The sequence below is a fragment of the Caballeronia sp. DA-9 genome (assembly GCF_051615025.1).
GTDB lineage: Bacteria > Pseudomonadota > Gammaproteobacteria > Burkholderiales > Burkholderiaceae > Caballeronia > Caballeronia sordidicola.
On record NZ_CP195133.1, the window covers coordinates 3,523,511 to 3,539,534 of the forward strand.

Annotated in this window: 17 protein-coding genes; 8 read left to right on the top strand and 9 right to left on the bottom strand. The window is 61.9% G+C overall.

The window, feature by feature from the left end; genetic code table 11:
* Positions 1-32 precede the first annotated feature (32 nt).
* The 8 genes from flgF to flgL all read left to right on the top strand — a co-directional run bounded on the left by flgF (position 33) and on the right by flgL (position 9,300).
* Positions 33-788: a flagellar basal-body rod protein FlgF gene (gene flgF, locus ACRWA7_RS32495; protein ID WP_060817679.1), complete on the top strand. Its 756-nt coding sequence runs from the start codon at positions 33-35 to the stop codon at positions 786-788.
* Between the two features lie 73 nt (positions 789-861).
* Positions 862-1,650 carry a flagellar basal-body rod protein FlgG gene (flgG, locus tag ACRWA7_RS32500; RefSeq protein WP_060817678.1) on the top strand — a complete coding sequence of 263 codons (789 nt, stop codon included), beginning with the start codon at positions 862-864 and terminating at the stop codon, positions 1,648-1,650.
* A 50-nt stretch (positions 1,651-1,700) separates the two neighbouring features.
* Positions 1,701-2,399, top strand: coding sequence for a flagellar basal body L-ring protein FlgH (locus ACRWA7_RS32505; protein WP_438394779.1), 699 nt, complete (start codon positions 1,701-1,703; stop codon positions 2,397-2,399).
* Between the two features lie 2 nt (positions 2,400-2,401).
* Positions 2,402-3,526 carry a flagellar basal body P-ring protein FlgI gene (locus tag ACRWA7_RS32510; protein ID WP_060817677.1) on the top strand — a complete coding sequence of 375 codons (1,125 nt, stop codon included), beginning with the start codon at positions 2,402-2,404 and terminating at the stop codon, positions 3,524-3,526.
* 13 nt (positions 3,527-3,539) lie between these two features.
* Positions 3,540-4,553, top strand: coding sequence for a flagellar assembly peptidoglycan hydrolase FlgJ (flgJ, locus tag ACRWA7_RS32515; RefSeq protein WP_438394780.1), 1,014 nt, complete (start codon positions 3,540-3,542; stop codon positions 4,551-4,553).
* 427 nt (positions 4,554-4,980) lie between these two features.
* The gene (locus ACRWA7_RS32520; protein ID WP_438394782.1) at positions 4,981-5,736 is read left to right on the top strand and encodes a flagellar brake protein; all 756 of its coding nucleotides are present in this window, start codon (positions 4,981-4,983) and stop codon (positions 5,734-5,736) included.
* 341 nt (positions 5,737-6,077) lie between these two features.
* On the top strand, positions 6,078-8,036 hold the full coding sequence (gene flgK, locus ACRWA7_RS32525; protein ID WP_438394783.1) for a flagellar hook-associated protein FlgK: 1,959 nt from the start codon (positions 6,078-6,080) through the stop codon (positions 8,034-8,036).
* Between the two features lie 10 nt (positions 8,037-8,046).
* On the top strand, positions 8,047-9,300 hold the full coding sequence (flgL, locus tag ACRWA7_RS32530; RefSeq protein ID WP_438394785.1) for a flagellar hook-associated protein FlgL: 1,254 nt from the start codon (positions 8,047-8,049) through the stop codon (positions 9,298-9,300).
* Between the two features lie 183 nt (positions 9,301-9,483).
* On the opposite strand, the gene fliR is transcribed toward flgL, so the two are convergent.
* The 9 genes from fliR to fliJ form a co-directional block, all read right to left on the bottom strand.
* Complete coding sequence (gene fliR, locus ACRWA7_RS32535; RefSeq protein WP_438394786.1) at positions 9,484-10,275, bottom strand: flagellar biosynthetic protein FliR; 792 nt, start codon at positions 10,273-10,275, stop codon at positions 9,484-9,486.
* Complete coding sequence (gene fliQ / locus ACRWA7_RS32540; protein WP_056356411.1) at positions 10,276-10,545, bottom strand: flagellar biosynthesis protein FliQ; 270 nt, start codon at positions 10,543-10,545, stop codon at positions 10,276-10,278.
* A gap of 26 nt (positions 10,546-10,571) precedes the next feature.
* Positions 10,572-11,348, bottom strand: coding sequence for a flagellar type III secretion system pore protein FliP (gene fliP / locus ACRWA7_RS32545; RefSeq protein WP_060817672.1), 777 nt, complete (start codon positions 11,346-11,348; stop codon positions 10,572-10,574).
* Positions 11,348-11,875, bottom strand: coding sequence for a flagellar biosynthetic protein FliO (gene fliO / locus ACRWA7_RS32550; RefSeq protein ID WP_438394788.1), 528 nt, complete (start codon positions 11,873-11,875; stop codon positions 11,348-11,350). The genes fliP and fliO overlap by 1 nt, the downstream gene beginning before the upstream one ends.
* Positions 11,872-12,309 (bottom strand): flagellar motor switch protein FliN, encoded by a 438-nt coding sequence (gene fliN, locus ACRWA7_RS32555; protein ID WP_060817670.1) that lies wholly within the window; start codon positions 12,307-12,309, stop codon positions 11,872-11,874. Before fliN ends, fliO begins: the two co-directional genes overlap by 4 nt.
* Positions 12,302-13,300 carry a flagellar motor switch protein FliM gene (fliM, locus tag ACRWA7_RS32560; RefSeq protein ID WP_060817669.1) on the bottom strand — a complete coding sequence of 333 codons (999 nt, stop codon included), beginning with the start codon at positions 13,298-13,300 and terminating at the stop codon, positions 12,302-12,304. The genes fliN and fliM overlap by 8 nt, the downstream gene beginning before the upstream one ends.
* Positions 13,301-13,358: 58 nt before the next feature.
* Positions 13,359-13,850 carry a flagellar basal body-associated protein FliL gene (fliL, locus tag ACRWA7_RS32565; RefSeq protein WP_060817668.1) on the bottom strand — a complete coding sequence of 164 codons (492 nt, stop codon included), beginning with the start codon at positions 13,848-13,850 and terminating at the stop codon, positions 13,359-13,361.
* Positions 13,851-14,057: 207 nt separating this feature from the next.
* Positions 14,058-15,500, bottom strand: coding sequence for a flagellar hook-length control protein FliK (locus ACRWA7_RS32570; protein WP_438394790.1), 1,443 nt, complete (start codon positions 15,498-15,500; stop codon positions 14,058-14,060).
* Between the two features lie 57 nt (positions 15,501-15,557).
* Positions 15,558-16,007, bottom strand: coding sequence for a flagellar export protein FliJ (gene fliJ / locus ACRWA7_RS32575; RefSeq protein WP_060817666.1), 450 nt, complete (start codon positions 16,005-16,007; stop codon positions 15,558-15,560).
* Positions 16,008-16,024: the final 17 nt, after the last annotated feature.

The window sequence follows — 16,024 nt, forward strand, 5'->3', positions numbered from 1 at the left end:
CATAAGCAACATATAAGCGAGAGAGAGCCAGCATGGATCGTCTGATCTACACCGCGATGACCGGCGCCACCCAGTCGCTCGAGCAGCAGAGCACGGTGGCGAACAACCTCGCCAACGCATCGACGACGGGCTTCAAGGCGCAGCTCTCCGCGTTCCGCCAGGTGCCAATGAACTTCGAAGGCAACGCGAACGGCGATCCGGGTTCGCGCACTTTCGTGCTGGCGTCCACGCCGACGGCCGACTACACGCCGGGACCGATCCAGCAGACCGGCAATCCGCTCGATGTCGCCATCCAGGGTCCGGGCTGGCTTTCCGTCCAGGCCGCCGACGGCACGGAAGCGTACACCCGCGCCGGCAACCTGCATGTGGACGCGAACGGGCAGATCGTGACGGCGAACAACTTGCCGGTGATCGGCACGGGCGGTCCGATTTCAGTGCCCCCGGGCGCGGAAATCACCATCGGCAAGGATGGCACGGTGAACGCCATCGGTCCGGGCGACCGGGCGACGGCAATTGCCGCTGTCGATCAGTTGAAGCTCGTCAATCCGGACCCGGCAACCCTCGCGCGCGGTGACGACGGACTCTTTCGCACCGCGGATGGCCAGCCGGCCGACGCCGATCCGGCAGTAACGGTCGCGCCGGCATCGCTTGAGGGCAGCAACGTGAATGCGGTTTCCGCGATGGTGGACATGATCACCAACGCCCGCCAGTTCCAGATGCAAACCAAGATGCTCGATTCCGCGAACCAGATGGACCAGTCGGCCAACAAGCTGCTCGATTTCAGCTAAGCCGCCGCCCGCGTATCTCGCTTAACCCGCTTTTCATAGTGCTTAGCTTGTTTAGCCCAAAGGCCAATAAAACATGAACCGCTCTCTTTACATCGCCGCAACCGGCATGAATGCGCAGCAGTCGCAGATGGACGTGATCTCGAACAACCTCGCCAACGTCAGCACGAACGGCTTCAAGGGTTCGCGCGCGGTGTTCGAGGACTTGCTGTACCAGACCGTCCGCCAGCCGGGCGCGAACTCCACGCAGACGACCGAACTTGCATCGGGCAGCCAGTTGGGTACGGGCGTGCAGCAGGTCGCAACGGAGCGCCTCTACACGCAGGGCAACCTGTCGCAGACCGGCAACTCGAAAGACGTGGCCATCAACGGCAACGGCTTTTTCCAGGTGACCATGCCCGACGGCACAACGGCCTACACGCGCGATGGCTCGTTCCAGGCGAGCCCGACAGGACAACTGGTGACATCGAGCGGATATCCGGTCACGCCGGCAATCACGCTGCCGGCGAACTACACGAGCCTGACCATTGGCTCGGACGGCACGGTCACGGTCACGCAACCGGGCAGCACGGCGAATACCACGATCGGGCAAATGCAGATCGCGACCTTCGCGAACCCGGCTGGACTCGATGCAAAAGGCGAAAACCTGTTCGCTGAAACCAACGGTTCCGGCGTGCCGAACGTCACGACGCCCGGATTGAACGGCGGCGGCACGTTGCAGCAGGGTTACGTGGAAGCATCGAATGTAAACGTGGTGCAGGAACTGGTGAACATGATCCAGACGCAGCGCGCGTACGAAATCAACAGCAAGGCCGTGACCACGTCCGACCAGATGTTGCAGACGCTTAGCCAGATGCAGGTTTAATGGGTTCAGCCGGCTCGACGCCCGCTGCGTATTTCCGAAGGATCATCACGATGCCGCTCATTTCTTTCTCGTTTCGCCGCCTTATGGCTGTCGTGCTGGCGGGTGTTCTCGCCGCTTCGCTCGGCGCATGCGGCCTCGTGCCGAAAGAACCGATCATCCAGCAGCCGATGACTGCCCGTCCGCCCCTGCCGTCCACGACCGCGCAATCGCCGGGCGCGATCTACAACGCGGGTTACGCGGGACGGCCGTTGTTCGAAGACCAGCGGCCGCGCAATACGGGCGACATCGTGACAATCGTGATCGCGGAAAACGTCAACGCGACGAAGTCATCGGCAGCGAATGCAGCGCGCGGCAGCGCGGCAGCCTTCGCTGTCCCGACCACGCCGGGAATTTTTGGCGGTCTTTTCAACAACACCAATCTGTCGGCGAGCGGTTCGCAGAAATTCAACGGCTCGGGCGGCGCGAGCGCGGCCAACACCTTCAACGGCACGCTGACCGTGACCGTCACCGGCGTGCTGCCGAACGGCAACCTGGTCGTGAGCGGTGAAAAGCAGATGCTCATCAACCAGGGCAACGAGTTCGTGCGCTTCTCCGGCGTGGTCAATCCCACGACCATCTCCGCCGCCAACACCGTCTTTTCGACGCAAGTCGCCGACGCGAAGATCGAGTATTCGGCGAAGGGTTATATCGATGAAGCGCAGAACATGGGCTGGCTGCAGCGCTTCTTCCTCAACGTGGCGCCCTTCTGATCATGAAACTCGCTCTCCGTTTTTGTCTTGGCGCGCTCGCTCTGGCTTTGGCCGCCGTGCTGCCGCAAGCGGCGCAAGCCGAACGCCTGAAAGACCTGGTTTCGTTCCAGGGCGTGCGTGACAACCAGTTGATCGGTTATGGCCTTGTCGTGGGCCTCGATGGCACCGGCGACCAGACATCGCAGACGCCGTTCACCACGCAAAGCCTGACCAACATGCTGGGCAATCTCGGCATCACGCTGAACGCCGCGACCACGCAGAACATGCAGTTGAAGAACGTCGCGGCCGTGATGGTCACGGCGGTTCTCCCGCCGTTCGCGCGGCCGGGCGAGGCAATCGATGTCACGGTTTCGTCGCTGGGCAATGCGAAAAGCCTGCGCGGCGGTACGTTGCTCATGGCGCCGCTCAAGGGCGCGGACGGCCAGGTCTACGCCATGGCGCAGGGCAACGTGGTGATCGGTGGCGCCGGGGCGAGCGCGAACGGCAGCAAGGTCCAGGTCAACTCGCTTGGCGCGGGGCGGATCTCGGGCGGCGCGCTGGTCGAGCGCGCGGTGCCGAGCGCCTTCACGCAGCCCGGCGGCACCATGCAGATGGAATTGCGCGACATGGATTTCGATAACGCGCAAAAGATCGTGGCGGCCGTGAACAACCAGTTCGGCATGGGCACGGCTGTGGCGCTCGACGGCCGCACCATCCAGCTTCGCGCGCCGACCGATCCGACGAGCCAGGTGTCGTTCATGGCGCAGCTCGAGAATATCGATGTCCGTCCGTCGCAAGCCGCCGCCAAGGTGATCCTGAACGCGCGCACGGGTTCAATCGTGATGAACCAGATGGTCACGCTGCAGAACTGCGCCGTCGCGCACGGCAATCTTTCCGTGGTGATCAATACGCAAACAGCGGTCAGCCAGCCGGGACCGTTCTCGAACGGCCAGACCGTCGCCGCGCGGCAATCGAATATCCAGTTGAAGCAGGACACGGGCGCGCTCAAGACGGTTGCGGCGAGCGCGACGCTTGCCGACGTGGTGAAAGCGTTGAACGCACTGGGCGCGACGCCGGCTGATCTGATCTCGATCCTCCAGTCGATGAAAGCAGCAGGCGCCTTGCGCGCCGACCTGGAAATCATATAAGGACTAAGCGCACATGAACGCGAACGGGACGGCAAACAGCACGCTGGCATCACTGAACGGCTCGGACACGAGCGGCGGCCTGAATTCTTTATCGAACCGGTTCGCGCTCGACGTGCAAGGTTTCGACGCCATGCGCGCCCAGGCCAACGCCGCGCCGCAGGCAGGTTTGAAGGCGGCGGCCAAGCAGTTCGACGCCGTCTTCACGCAGATGATGCTCAAGAGCATGCGCGACGCCACGCCCTCGGACAGCCCGTTCGATTCCCACGACACCGCCACCTTCACGTCCATGCTCGACCAGCAGATGGCGCAGAACATGGGTTCGAAGGGCATTGGCGTGGCCGACATGATGCTCAAGCAACTGATGCGCAACGCGGGCGCGGGCACGCAAGCGGGCCTGAATGGCGGCGAAGCGGGGGGCGACAGCAGCGCGAACGCCGGTAACATCGCCGCCATGAACGCCATGGCGAAGGCTTACGCAAACACGGCGGCTTCGGGCGGGTCGAAGGACGCGCTGCAGGGCAAGGGCTACAGTGCCAACAGCGCGCTGGAACCGCCGGCACACGGCGTGGGGTCGGACAAAGTGGCGGGGTTCGTAGACCGGTTGTCCGCGCCTGCTCAGACCGCTGCCGCCGCGACGGGCATTCCCGCGCGTTTCATCATTGGACAGGCGGCGCTGGAGTCGGGCTGGGGCAAGCGCGAGATCAAGAACGCCAACGGCAGCACCAGCCACAACGTCTTCGGCATCAAGGCGACAAGCGACTGGACGGGCAAGACCACCAACGCCGTGACCACGGAATACGTGAACGGCAAGCCGCAAAAAGTCGTGGAGAAGTTCCGGTCGTACGACTCGTACGAAGACGCGCTCACCGACTACGCCAGCGTGCTCAAGAGCAATCCGCGCTACGCGCCGGTGGTCGAGGCGTCGCGCGATGCCGTCGGTTTCGCTCACGGCATGCAGAAGGCCGGCTACGCCACGGACCCGCAATACGCGAAGAAACTGATTTCGATCATGCGTCACATTGCGTGACGAAGCGTGCACTGGCGCGCGTTTTGCTGCAATTTGTCGGGTGAGCGAAAAGTAATACGAGTAATGTGTCATAAGCGACGGGGCCAAAGTCGCAATAGAAGACGAAGCCGGCCGGCGCCCGGTTCCCGCATTCAGAGTCGCGTGGGACCGGTCGCCGGCCGAGCCGCATAGAAATGGGGCTGAGAGCGGGTTTGTTTCTTTTCGTGCGCTTTGAATGTCTTCGTTTGCGAAATCGGGGTTAATCGGCTCCAAGCGGGCTTAGGCGGGTCTCAAGCGGGTTTTTGGGTAATTTTTCTCGGTCAACCCTAAATAATCCGGCCCTGTTGCCGCTAAATGGAACATCGAAGTGCCGGATCCACAGGGTCCGGCTGGACGCGCATAAGCCTCGGCAGTCGAGGTGCCGCGAGCAAACGAACACGGCAAGCCCATGAACATGAATGAGTCGAACGGTTCCGACATCGCTGACGACGAGTCCGACCATCCCGATTTCGGCAGGCGCAATCCGCTGGAAATTGGTGTTTCTCTGCGCAATCTCGTCAATCGAGGCGATTTCCTGACCGTCGATCACGGTAAGGGCCAGATCGTGACGCGCCTGCTCGACGTAAATCCTCTTGCCCGGACGTTCGTTTTCGACTGGGGCGCGGTTGCCGACCAGAACCTGGCCGTTCTCGCGACCGAGAACCTGATGTTCAGCGCGAGCCCGGATGGCGTTCGCGTGGAGTTCGCGACAGGTTCGCCGCGTGAAATCGTTTTCGAAGGACATCCGGCGTTCGAAGCCGACTTTCCCCCGGTTCTGTTCTACATGCAGCGGCGCGAATATTTCCGCGTGGAAGCGCCCGTGCTCGATCCGTATATCTGCAGCGGTACATTGCCGAGCGGCGAGCGCTTTCGCTTCGAAGTCAACGACCTGTCGCTTGGCGGTGTCGCGCTTCGGACCATGGACGAACGCGTGGCGGCGCTGGAAATCGGCGTGATCCTGAAAGACGTCGAACTGCATTTCAGCAATCCCGGCAAGGTCGTGCTCGACGTTCAACTGATGTCGAACCGGCAAGTGGTGAATGCCAAGGGCGACCGGCGCTATACGCTTGGCTTCAAGTTCATGAGCCTGCCCGGGTCGGCCGAGAACACCTTGCAGCGCCTGATTACCCAACTGGAAATGAAGCGCCGGTCGCTTGCGCGCTAAGCGGTTTCGAGTTTTCCGGATGCTTTTGGAATGACGCCCGCGTTTTGATCGCGGGCTTTTTTTCGTCTCATGCGTTCAACGGCGCATGACGCCTTCACGTCCCTCGCTCCATCTGGCGAATTAGCCCCCAATTTCCCCGCTGCTTCACGAATTGCCTCGTGCCCCGCCGATGAATAATCCGGACAAAGGCGCAGTTCGCGTGCGGCATGTTTTCTGTGCGTCGTGCATCGGCGGATGGACGGAAATGCCGCGCGGCCACTCAACTTTTTTCCATATCGGCCGATATACATCAGTGTCGCCATTTGGCGGGCCGGGCGTCATGCCTTTACCAGGATCCTTGCATGTCCAGCAACCTATTCGATATTGGCGTGAGCGGTCTCAATGCAGCCCAGTGGGGACTGACGACGACCGGCCAGAACATCAGCAATGCCGCAACGCCCGGCTATACGCTCGAAAGCCCCGTGTACCAGGAATCGTCCGGGCAATACACGACCTCCGGTTTCGCCGGGCAAGGCGTGACAACCGCGACGGTCGCGCGCTCCTACAGCGATTTCCTCACGAAGCAGCTCAACAGTTCGCAGTCGAACAGCAGCTCGTTGAACACGTATTACTCGATGCTCTCGCAGTTGAACAACCTCGTCGGCGATCCGACGACGGGTATCGGCGCCGGCATCACCAGTTATTTCACCGGCCTGCAATCGATCGCGAACAGCCCGGGAACCACGGCCACGCGGCAAACGCTGATGAGCAGCGCGCAAACGCTTTCCGATCAGATGAACGCCGCCGCCACCACGTACAACCAGTTGCGCGACGGCGTCAACCAGTCGCTTTCGAGCGCGGTGTCGCAGGTCAACAGCTACGCCAAGCAGATCGCCGATCTCAACGTGCAGATCGCAAGCGCAAGCTCGGCCGGTCAACCGCCCAACCAGTTGCTCGACCAGCGCGATCTCGCGGTGTCGAACCTGAGCCAGTTGGTGAGCGTGCAGGTCACCACCAGCAACGGCGGCTACAACGTGTCGTTCGGCAACGGCCAGCCACTCGTTGCCGGCAGCAGTTCGTATGCGTTGACCACGGCGCCCTCGCCATCGGATCCAAGCGAATTGTCGATTGCGTACGCGTCGCCCGACGGCTCCACGCAAACGGCGAAACAAACCCAGTACCTGCCGGATTCCATGTTCAGCGGCGGCGGCACGATTGGCGGCCTGCTCGACTTTCGCAGCCAGTCGCTCGATCCCGCGCAAGCCAAGCTCGGCGCAATCGCCACCAGCTTTGCAACCCAGCTCAACAACCAGAACGAACTGGGCATCGACCTGAACGGCAACCCCGGCGGCGCGCTGTTCTCGACCGGCAGCCCGACCGTCTACGCGAACGCCCGCAACAGCGGCAATGCAACGCTGAACGTGTCCATTGCCGATGGCACGCAGCCGCCCACCGGCGACTATTCGCTCGGTTTCGACGGCACCAACTACACGCTCACCGACCGCTCGTCGGGCGCGGTGGTCGGCCAGTTGACCGCTTCGTCCACGGGCGCGGTGAGCGGCACCATCGGGGGCATGAACATATCGATTGCAAGCGGTTCGATGTCGAAAGGCGATTCGTTCACGATCCTGCCCACGCGCGGTTCACTCGATAATTTCTCGCTTTCCAGCACGAATCCATCGGCGATCGCGGCGGCTTCGCCGGCGGTGGCATCGGCGGCAACAGGGAACACGGGCATGGGCAAGATCTCGGCGGCGACCGTGACGGCGGGGTACTCGATGCCGAAAGACATCAATCTGAAGTACGACGCCACCACCGGTACGATGACGGCGGACCAGCCGGTCACGCTGCCGGACAACACCGTGGTCCCGGCCGGCACGCCGTTCGCGTACGATTCAAACAAGGGCCTCACCATTTCCAACGGCACCGGCGTGAGCGCGACCATCAGCGGTACGCCTTCGACGGGAGACAGCTTCACGATTGCCGTGAACAAAGGCGGCACGAGCGATGGCAGCAACGCACTCGCCATGGCCAACCTCGGCACCGCCAAGTCGATGAACGGCGGCACCGACACCCTGACCAGTTCCTACGCGAACTTCGTCAACCAGATCGGCAACCAGACGAACGCGCTGAAGGCATCGAGCACGTCGGCCACGGCTGTGCTCAACCAGGCGACGTCGGCGCAGCAGGCAGTTTCCGGCGTCAACCTGAACGAGGAAGCCGCCAACCTGATCCAGTACCAGCAGCTTTACCAGGCGAACAGCAAGGTCATCCAGACGGCTTCTTCGCTGTTCCAGACGCTGCTCGGCATCTTCAACTGAGGTTTTCACGATGCGTATTTCCAGCTCGCAGTACTTCACGCTGAACGTCCAGACAATGAGCGACCAGCAGGCCTCGCTCGCGGCCCAGTACGCGCAGATTTCGTCGGGCAAGCGAATCCAGACCGCGTCCGACGATCCGCTTGGCGCAGCGCAAGCCGTGCAGTTGAGCACCCAGTCCGCCACGCTGTCGCAATACGCCACCAACCAGTCGGCCGCGCTGACTTCGCTGCAGCAGGAAGATTCGACGCTGACGAGCATCGGCAATGTGATGCAGAGCATTCAGACGCTCGTCAACCGCGCGGGCAATGCTTCGTTCAACGATACCGACCGCGCGTCGATGGCGACCCAGTTGCAGGGTTACCGCGACAACCTGATGACGCTCAGCAATTCCACCGACGCCAACGGCAACTACATTTTCTCGGGATTCAAAGGCACCACGCAGCCGTTCACGAACAACGCATCGGGCGTGGGCGCGACCTATGCGGGCGACAACGGGCAGCGTCAGGTGCAGATCGCAGATGGCCGCTCGATCAACGTCGCCGATAACGGCGCCACGGTGTTCCAGAGCGTGTCGCCGAACGAGAGCTTGCCGGTTTCATCGTCGGCGGCGAGCAATAAGGGTTCGGGCACCATTGGCCCGGTCAACGTCAGCGACCGTGGTAATCCGGGCAATGCATCGACCTATACCATTTCGTTCGCGACCACCGGTACGGGCGCCACGGCCACCACGACCTACACGGTCAAGGATCAGAACGGCGCCACGATCACGCCCGCGACGCCGTACGTGGCGCAGCAGGACATTGAACTGGGCGGCGGCGAGAAAGTGGCGATTGATGGAGCGCCGGGTGACGGCGATTCGTTCACGGTCGCGCCGGCCAATACCGGCAATCCCTCCGATACCGACATTTTCTCGACGCTCGACTCGCTGATCAGCGCGTTGCAGCAGCCGACCACGAGCAATCCGGCCGCGCAGGCGACGCTCCAGAACGCGCTGACCACGGGCGGCACGAAGATCAACAACATGTACAACAACGTGCTGACGACGCAAGCATCGGTTGGCGGCCGCGAGCAGGAAGTCACGGCGACGCAGACGGCGATGCAGACGACATCGACGCAAACCGCGAGTTCGCTGCAGGACCTGACCAGCATCAATCTGGTCAGTTCGATCAGCCAGTACGAGTTGACACAGAACGCGCTGCAAGGCGCGCAGCAGGCGTTTGCCCAGATCCAGAAGATGTCGCTGTTTCAGTACATCGGTAATTGATCGAGCGGATGGATTCAGAGAATGATGTGGGTTGTAGGAAGTTGTTTGGGCCACCTGTTCAGGTGGCCTTTTTTATTGGGGTAAGGAATGCAGACAAGGAATGCGGTGATTACGACCGGTATTCTCCGCAAGATTTGCGGTGAATAGCTTCGTTTTGTCAGGAAACGAGTCTGGATCAGGCTGCTAGAGCGCCGCCGCTACCCGCCCCATCTGATCGATGCCGTTTTCAAATATGCGTTGAAAGAACGGGATCAGGTTAGGGATCATCAACTGAATCAGCAAGAACCCAACGAGCATGGTGACCGGAAAACCAACCTGGAAAATCCCGATCTGCGGCGCGGCGCGGTTCAGAATGCCGAGCGCAAGATTCGCGATCAACAACGCGGCCACGACCGGCAATGACAACAGCAGGCCCGTCGAAAACACGCTCACGCCGTAGGTCGCAACCGTCTGCCATCCGCGCGCGTGCACCATTGCGCCGAGCACGTTGGCGCTCACCGGCACGCTCTGGAACGTCTGCACGAGGGCGCTGATCATTTGCAAGTGACCATCGAAGACGAGAAAAGCAAGGAACGCGATGGTATTCAGATACCGCGATATCACCACCGCGTTGCCGCCCTGGCGCGGGTCGTAGAGCATCGCGAAACCAAGGCCCATTTGCTGGCCGATGAATTCGCCGGCGGCATCGATCGTGGCGAAGGCAATCTGCATGGTCATGCCGAGCGCCGCGCCGACCAAGAACTGGTTGATGAGGATCAGCACGCCATCGGCGGAAAACACGGTGACTTGCGGCACGGCGCCAATGGTCGGCGCAACGATCAACGAGATGAACGCCGCGAGCCCGACCTTGACGCGCACCGGAACCGCGAGATGGCTAAGCAGCGGCGCGGTCGCGATCAACGCCAGAATGCGCGTGAACGGCCAGAGAAAAGACGTCAGCCAGACATTGAGCTGGGCATACGTGACGGAAAACATCTAGCCGGTGATGGCGGGCGTGATGGTGAACACGTGGCGCATGTAGTCGAGCAGCGTTTCCATCATCCACGGGCCGGCGATCACGAGCGTGACGGCGACCGCAAGCAGTTTCGGAATGAACGAGAGCGTGCTTTCGTTGATCTGCGTGGCGGCCTGGAACAGGCTCACCACCAGGCCGACAACCAGCGCGACCAGCAACAACGGAGCCGCGAGCAACAGCGCCACGTACATGGCCTGATGCGCGATCGACATGACGGATTCGGGTGTCATCGTGTGTATCTCTATGCTTTGAAGGCTTACGAAACGAAGCTCTGCGCGAGCGAACCAATCAGCAACTGCCAGCCATCCACGAGCACGAACAGCATCAGCTTGAACGGCAGCGAGATGGTCGACGGCGACACCATCATCATCCCCATGGACATCAGCACGCTCGCCACCACCATGTCGATGATCAGGAACGGAATGAAGATGGTGAAGCCGATCTGGAAGCCGGTCTTGAGTTCGCTCGTCACGAACGACGGCACCAGGAGCGAGAGCGGCACGTCTTCGGGACCGTTCATTGGCGCAGCCTTGGAAATCTTGGCGAAGAGCGCGAGATCTGCTTCGCGTGTCTGGCGCAGCATGAACTGCTTGAAGGGCGCAACGCCCCGCGTGACCGCCTGATCCATGGTGATCGTGCCATCGGAGAAAGGCTTGTAGGCGTCGTTGTAAGCGCGGTCGAGAACCGGCGACATCACGAACAGCGATAAGAACAGCGCCAGTCCGACCAGTACCTGATTTGGCGGCGTGCTGGTCGTACCGAGCGCCTGACGCAGCAGCGACAACACAATGATGATGCGCGTGAAGCTCGTCATCATCAGCACCATTGCCGGCAGGAACGACAGCATGGTGAGCAGCAGCATCGTCTGGACGCTGAGCGAATACGTCGTGCCGCCGTTGGGACCGGGGCTGGTGTTGAAAGCCGGCAAACCCGCCGTGCTTTGTGCGAAGGCCATGTAGGGAAGAGCCGTGAGTGCGACCGGCGCCAGCAGCTTCACCCACCGTGCAATAAACCGAACCTGCGATACCCGCATTACTTGCTCCCGCCCGCGAACTTGTGCAGACGTTTGGTCGCTTCACCGGCGAGGGCATCGCGAAAACGTTGACCGAAACTGCCTTGCAGCGGTTGTCCTTCCGACCGTGGACCCGCTTCAACGCCATCGAGTTCCACCGATCCCGCCGGCATGCTGTGCAAGAGCCGCACATTGCCGGGAGCCGCGCCCAGCACGAGCCATGTATCGCCGATTTCCACCACCGACACGCGCTCCTTGTTTCCAAGCGACGCACCGCCAATCACCTTCACGAGGCCCGTGCGCTTCGTACCCGCCACGCCGAACTTCCGTGCGAGCCACGCGCAGCCGAACACGAACGCAATGACGATCGCCAGCCCGAGCAAGGTCTGCAGCACAGCGCCGAAGCCAAGCGACGGCACGGCGGTCCCCGCGCCCACGCCCGAAGCGATCTGCGCCGCGTGATTGACTGCGTTCATGTCCGCGGCATGGGCCGTCAAAGCCGAACATGCCGGGGCGAGCGCCGGGAAAGCGACGGCGAAGCGTTTCATCGATTCAACTTCCTGATGCGTTCGGATGGCGTAATGATGTCCGTCAAGCGGATGCCGAACTTGTCGTTCACGACCACCACTTCGCCTTGCGCGATCAGGCAGCCGTTGACCAGCACGTCCATGGGTTCGCCGGCGAGCCCGTCGAGTTCCACCACCGACCCTTGCGCCAGTTGCAGCAAGTTGCGGATCGCGATCTTCGTGCGCCCGAGTTCCACCGTCATCTGCACGGGGATATCGAGAATCATGTCGATGTCATTGCGCGTTGCAGGCGCCGCGACTTTCGACAAAGGCTGGAACACGCCCGCCGATGCTGTCGCCGCCGGCGTCTCGTTGCCGTTCTGTTCGGCCAGCGCGCTTGCCCAGTCGTCCATGCCGAAGTCCTCGCTTTTCAGCGGGTCGGACGGCAGCGTGCCCGGTTCGGTTACGTCACTCATATCCACCTTCCTTCATCGTGTCGGTTGCGCTGATCATCTTCTGGACGCGCAACGCGTATTGACCATTGAAAATTCCGTAGCCGCATTCCATCACCGGCACGCCGTCCACTTTTGCCGTGACCTGTTCGGGCACGTTGATCGGCAGGACATCGCCGGCGCGCATGTTCAGGATCTGCTCGAAGGTCGTGTTGATCTGCGCGAGATCGACGGTGACTTCGACTTCCGCGGCCTGCACTTGCTGCGACAACACGCGGATCCAGCGGCGGTCGACTTCGAGCGCCTCGCCTTGTATGGGTGACGAAAGCACGTCGCGGATCGGTTCGATCATCGAATACGGCATGCAGATGTGAAGCGTGCCGCCGGTCGACCCGAACTCGATGGAAAACTGCGTCACGATCACAATCTCGTTGGGCGTCGCGACGTTTGCGAACTGCGTGTGCATTTCCGAGCGCACGAATTCGAAGTTGAGCGAGCGCACGCTTTTCCACGACGCCGCGTACTGCTCGAAAACGAGGTTCAGCAGCTTGCTGATGATGCGATGTTCGGTCTGCGTGAATTCGCGTCCTTCCACGCGCGTGTGAAAACGGCCGTCGCCGCCGAAGAGGTTATCGACGACGAAAAAAACGAGGTTCGGATCGAACACGAACAGCGACGTGCCGCGCAGCGGCTTGACGTGGACGAGGTTGAGGTTCGTCGGGATGGGCAGGTTGCGGGTGAATTCGCTGTACTTCTGCACCTTCACCGGGCCGACGGAAATCTCCGCCGAACGCCGCATGAAGTTGAAGATGCCTACGCGCAACAGACGCGCGAAGCGGTCGTTGATGATTTCCAGGCCCGGCATCCGGCCCCGGACAATACGTTCCTGCGTCGCGAGGTTATAGGGGCGCACGCCTTGAAAACGCGTGTCGTCGGCGACAACGTCGACTTCCCCGGTGACGCCCTTGAGCAGGGCATCGACCTCCTCCTGCGACATGAACTCTTCGTGGCCCATGAGTCTTCCTTGGTTCCTGTCTTGCGCTTGTCCGGTCGGCTTTGCTGGCGACGGCGCGTTACTGGACGACGATTTCCGTGAACAGCACTTCCTGCACGTTCGCGGGTTCTTCCGGCGAGCCGCCGAACGTGTTGACCGTGCTCAGCAGTTCCTTGGCGAGCGCGCGTTTTCCTTCGATACCGGCCAGGTCGTCGGGATGTTTCGCCGAGAGCAGCATCAGGATGTGGCTTCGCACTTCCGGCATGCGTTCGGCGAGCGCGGCTTGCGCCTTTTGGTCCGGGAGTTTCAGCGTGAGGCCAATGCGCAGGTAATGCATGCCGTCGTCCGACTGGAGATTGACGGTCATGGAGTCGAGCGGATAGAACACCGGCGGTGCGGCGGGCGCGGGTTTCGCCGGCTCGTGTGTCGCGGTTTTATGAAGCCAGAAGTACACGCCTGCGCCGCCCGCGCCCAGCAGGACGATGGTGCCCGCGACGATCAGGAGGATGCGTTTGAGCTTGCCGGTTTTAGCCGGGGCGATGGGTTGTTGCGCTGTTGCTGTGCTTGCCATGGTTGCGGACCTCTTTCTGTAGCCTGAATTGTTGGCGAAAGCAGGGCCGCGCGATGGGTCGAACAGAAGGGGTTATTAGGGCTTACTCGGGAGTTTGCGCAAAGAGCGTGTTTTACGTTTGCGATGCGCGCGGGATGGCGGACATGAAAAAACCGCGCGGCGTTGAGGCTCGCGCGGCTTTTTGCAGCGGTGACGCTTGGGTGGGCTTTACGCGAACGTATCGACCAATCCAACCTGACGACGCAGCGGCATACTCGTGGTGCTTGCCGCATCGGAGATCGCGCCCACGCCACCGCCGTTCCCCGATCCGCTCCACGCCCCACGGCCGCCACCATCCTGCTGACCCGAACTCGCCTGTTTGCCGGCAAATCCATCGCTGACGCTCGCGCTGCCCAAACCAATGCCATTTGCCTGCATCGCTTCGCGCAGGGTTGGCAACGCAGCTTCCACGGCCGCGCGGACCTGCGCATGATCCGATACAAACAGCGCATGCGCATGATTCCCCGCGACCTGCAGCACCACTTGCAATGGTCCGAGATCCTTCGGATTCAACGTCAATTCAGCGCTCTGCTGATGCGCATTCGACAGGAACACTACCTTCTGGCTGAAGGCGTCGTCCCAGCCGCTCGATCCAACGTGCGGTGCAATCGCCGCGCTGTCGGCTGCGGTCGCTGCGCCCTGCAATGTCGCGCCGCTGGTCGCCGCCGATGCTGCCTGCTGCACGCCAGCGTGTGCAGTCGCATCGGCGGTGGCCTTGTAGGCGGCGCTGCCATCGTCGGGTTGGGTCAGAGTGGCGAGCGCGGTTGCATCGGCTTGTTGCGTGGCCGCTGCGCCGCCTTGTTGGGCCACCGCCGCGCCGCCCTGGCTTTTGCCATTGGCCGAAAGGCTTGTCAGCGGCGTGTCGCGGCTTGTCTTCGTGCCTGTGGCGCCCGCAGTTCCTGAAGGCGCGCCGTTGTTCATCGTGCCCGCGTGCGCCGCGCCCATCGCGGCTACGGCCGCTACATTGAGCGGCGTGGCCGGAGTTTGTGCATTCGCCGCCGTCAGAGAGGCTTGCAGCGCGTCGGCTGCGGCCTTGGCGTCGGCGGATTTGGTGGGCGACGGGGTATCGGTTGCCGTTGTGTCGGTGGCATCGGTCGATGTCGCGTCCGTGCTGGCTGCTGCCGCGTCGGCCAGATCCGCAGGCGTTTTGCCGGCGATGGCAGCACGCGCCTTCAATAGCGCGGCCTTTTCCGCTGCGGCTGCGGCAATCGCCTCCGGCGTACCCGGCGCGGCCTTGGTCGCGTTTGAGGTTTTATCGGCGGAAGCGGACTTGTCGATTGCCGATGAAGCCGTTTGATCCGCAGCCGCGACCTGGTCCGCGCCGTCCGCCGTTTTATCCTGATCGGTTGAATCCGCGGCGTCGACTTTGGATGCATCGTGCACGCTGCCTCGTGCCGCGGCGGCCTTCGCGGCGGCTTTATCGGCTTGCGCGCGTTCCTGGGCTTTGGCTTGCGCCGCCTCCCGCTCATTAGCCTTCACGGTAATGTTGTGCAGCGTCGACCCGAACGATGCCGCCGCTTCATCGCGCGCGGACGCCGCCGCGGCACTGCGCGAAATAGCCGATACGCTCGATGAATCCAGCAACGCACCAGCGGAATTAACTGACGACATGAATGGCCTCTTGTATCTTGTGCGAGATAAAACCCGCGTTAAAACCTTATCCCAACTTCAAGCCCGTTCAGCGCGCATCCGCAAGATCTTCGCGGAGTGCTCGTCTGAATCTCGCTGCTCGATCCGGGCATCCTGTTTGGCCTGCGTGGCGTCGGCGCGCGCGGCAAGCACCTGATATGAACCCAGCTTCTGCTTTCTTTGCTGCCATTCCGGCTTCGCGGCTTCCAGCCGCGCGTTTGCGGCCACCAGCAGCGCGCGTTGCTGGTTGATCGCGGAATCGAGCGTGTCCACGAACGCCTGGAAATTGCGCAAGGTCTGCGCCGTCGTGCCTTCCTGCGCCGACGCCGTGAACCGCGCGTGATATTCGTCGCGGTAGGTCACGAGCGAATTCAACTGCGTCTCCACTTCGTTGCGTTCCTGCTGCAGCTTGCCGAGCTTTTTCGTCGCGGCTTCGAGTTCTTCTTCTGCGAGGTTGATCAGCGTGTTGATCGGCAGATGCTTTGACATGGAGGTTCGATTCCTTC

What these genes read in the sequence shown, in the direction of transcription:
- flgF (WP_060817679.1), top strand. Translation starts at nt 33, where the DNA reads ATGGATCGTCTGATCTACACCGCGATGACCGGCGCCACCCAGTCGCTC.
- flgG (WP_060817678.1), top strand. Translation starts at nt 862, where the DNA reads ATGAACCGCTCTCTTTACATCGCCGCAACCGGCATGAATGCGCAGCAG.
- ACRWA7_RS32505 (WP_438394779.1), top strand. Translation starts at nt 1,701, where the DNA reads ATGCCGCTCATTTCTTTCTCGTTTCGCCGCCTTATGGCTGTCGTGCTG.
- ACRWA7_RS32510 (WP_060817677.1), top strand. Translation starts at nt 2,402, where the DNA reads ATGAAACTCGCTCTCCGTTTTTGTCTTGGCGCGCTCGCTCTGGCTTTG.
- flgJ (WP_438394780.1), top strand. Translation starts at nt 3,540, where the DNA reads ATGAACGCGAACGGGACGGCAAACAGCACGCTGGCATCACTGAACGGC.
- ACRWA7_RS32520 (WP_438394782.1), top strand. Translation starts at nt 4,981, where the DNA reads ATGAACATGAATGAGTCGAACGGTTCCGACATCGCTGACGACGAGTCC.
- flgK (WP_438394783.1), top strand. Translation starts at nt 6,078, where the DNA reads ATGTCCAGCAACCTATTCGATATTGGCGTGAGCGGTCTCAATGCAGCC.
- flgL (WP_438394785.1), top strand. Translation starts at nt 8,047, where the DNA reads ATGCGTATTTCCAGCTCGCAGTACTTCACGCTGAACGTCCAGACAATG.
- fliR (WP_438394786.1), bottom strand. Translation starts at nt 10,275, where the DNA reads ATGTTTTCCGTCACGTATGCCCAGCTCAATGTCTGGCTGACGTCTTTT.
- fliQ (WP_056356411.1), bottom strand. Translation starts at nt 10,545, where the DNA reads ATGACACCCGAATCCGTCATGTCGATCGCGCATCAGGCCATGTACGTG.
- fliP (WP_060817672.1), bottom strand. Translation starts at nt 11,348, where the DNA reads ATGCGGGTATCGCAGGTTCGGTTTATTGCACGGTGGGTGAAGCTGCTG.
- fliO (WP_438394788.1), bottom strand. Translation starts at nt 11,875, where the DNA reads ATGAAACGCTTCGCCGTCGCTTTCCCGGCGCTCGCCCCGGCATGTTCG.
- fliN (WP_060817670.1), bottom strand. Translation starts at nt 12,309, where the DNA reads ATGAGTGACGTAACCGAACCGGGCACGCTGCCGTCCGACCCGCTGAAA.
- fliM (WP_060817669.1), bottom strand. Translation starts at nt 13,300, where the DNA reads ATGGGCCACGAAGAGTTCATGTCGCAGGAGGAGGTCGATGCCCTGCTC.
- fliL (WP_060817668.1), bottom strand. Translation starts at nt 13,850, where the DNA reads ATGGCAAGCACAGCAACAGCGCAACAACCCATCGCCCCGGCTAAAACC.
- ACRWA7_RS32570 (WP_438394790.1), bottom strand. Translation starts at nt 15,500, where the DNA reads ATGTCGTCAGTTAATTCCGCTGGTGCGTTGCTGGATTCATCGAGCGTA.
- fliJ (WP_060817666.1), bottom strand. Translation starts at nt 16,007, where the DNA reads ATGTCAAAGCATCTGCCGATCAACACGCTGATCAACCTCGCAGAAGAA.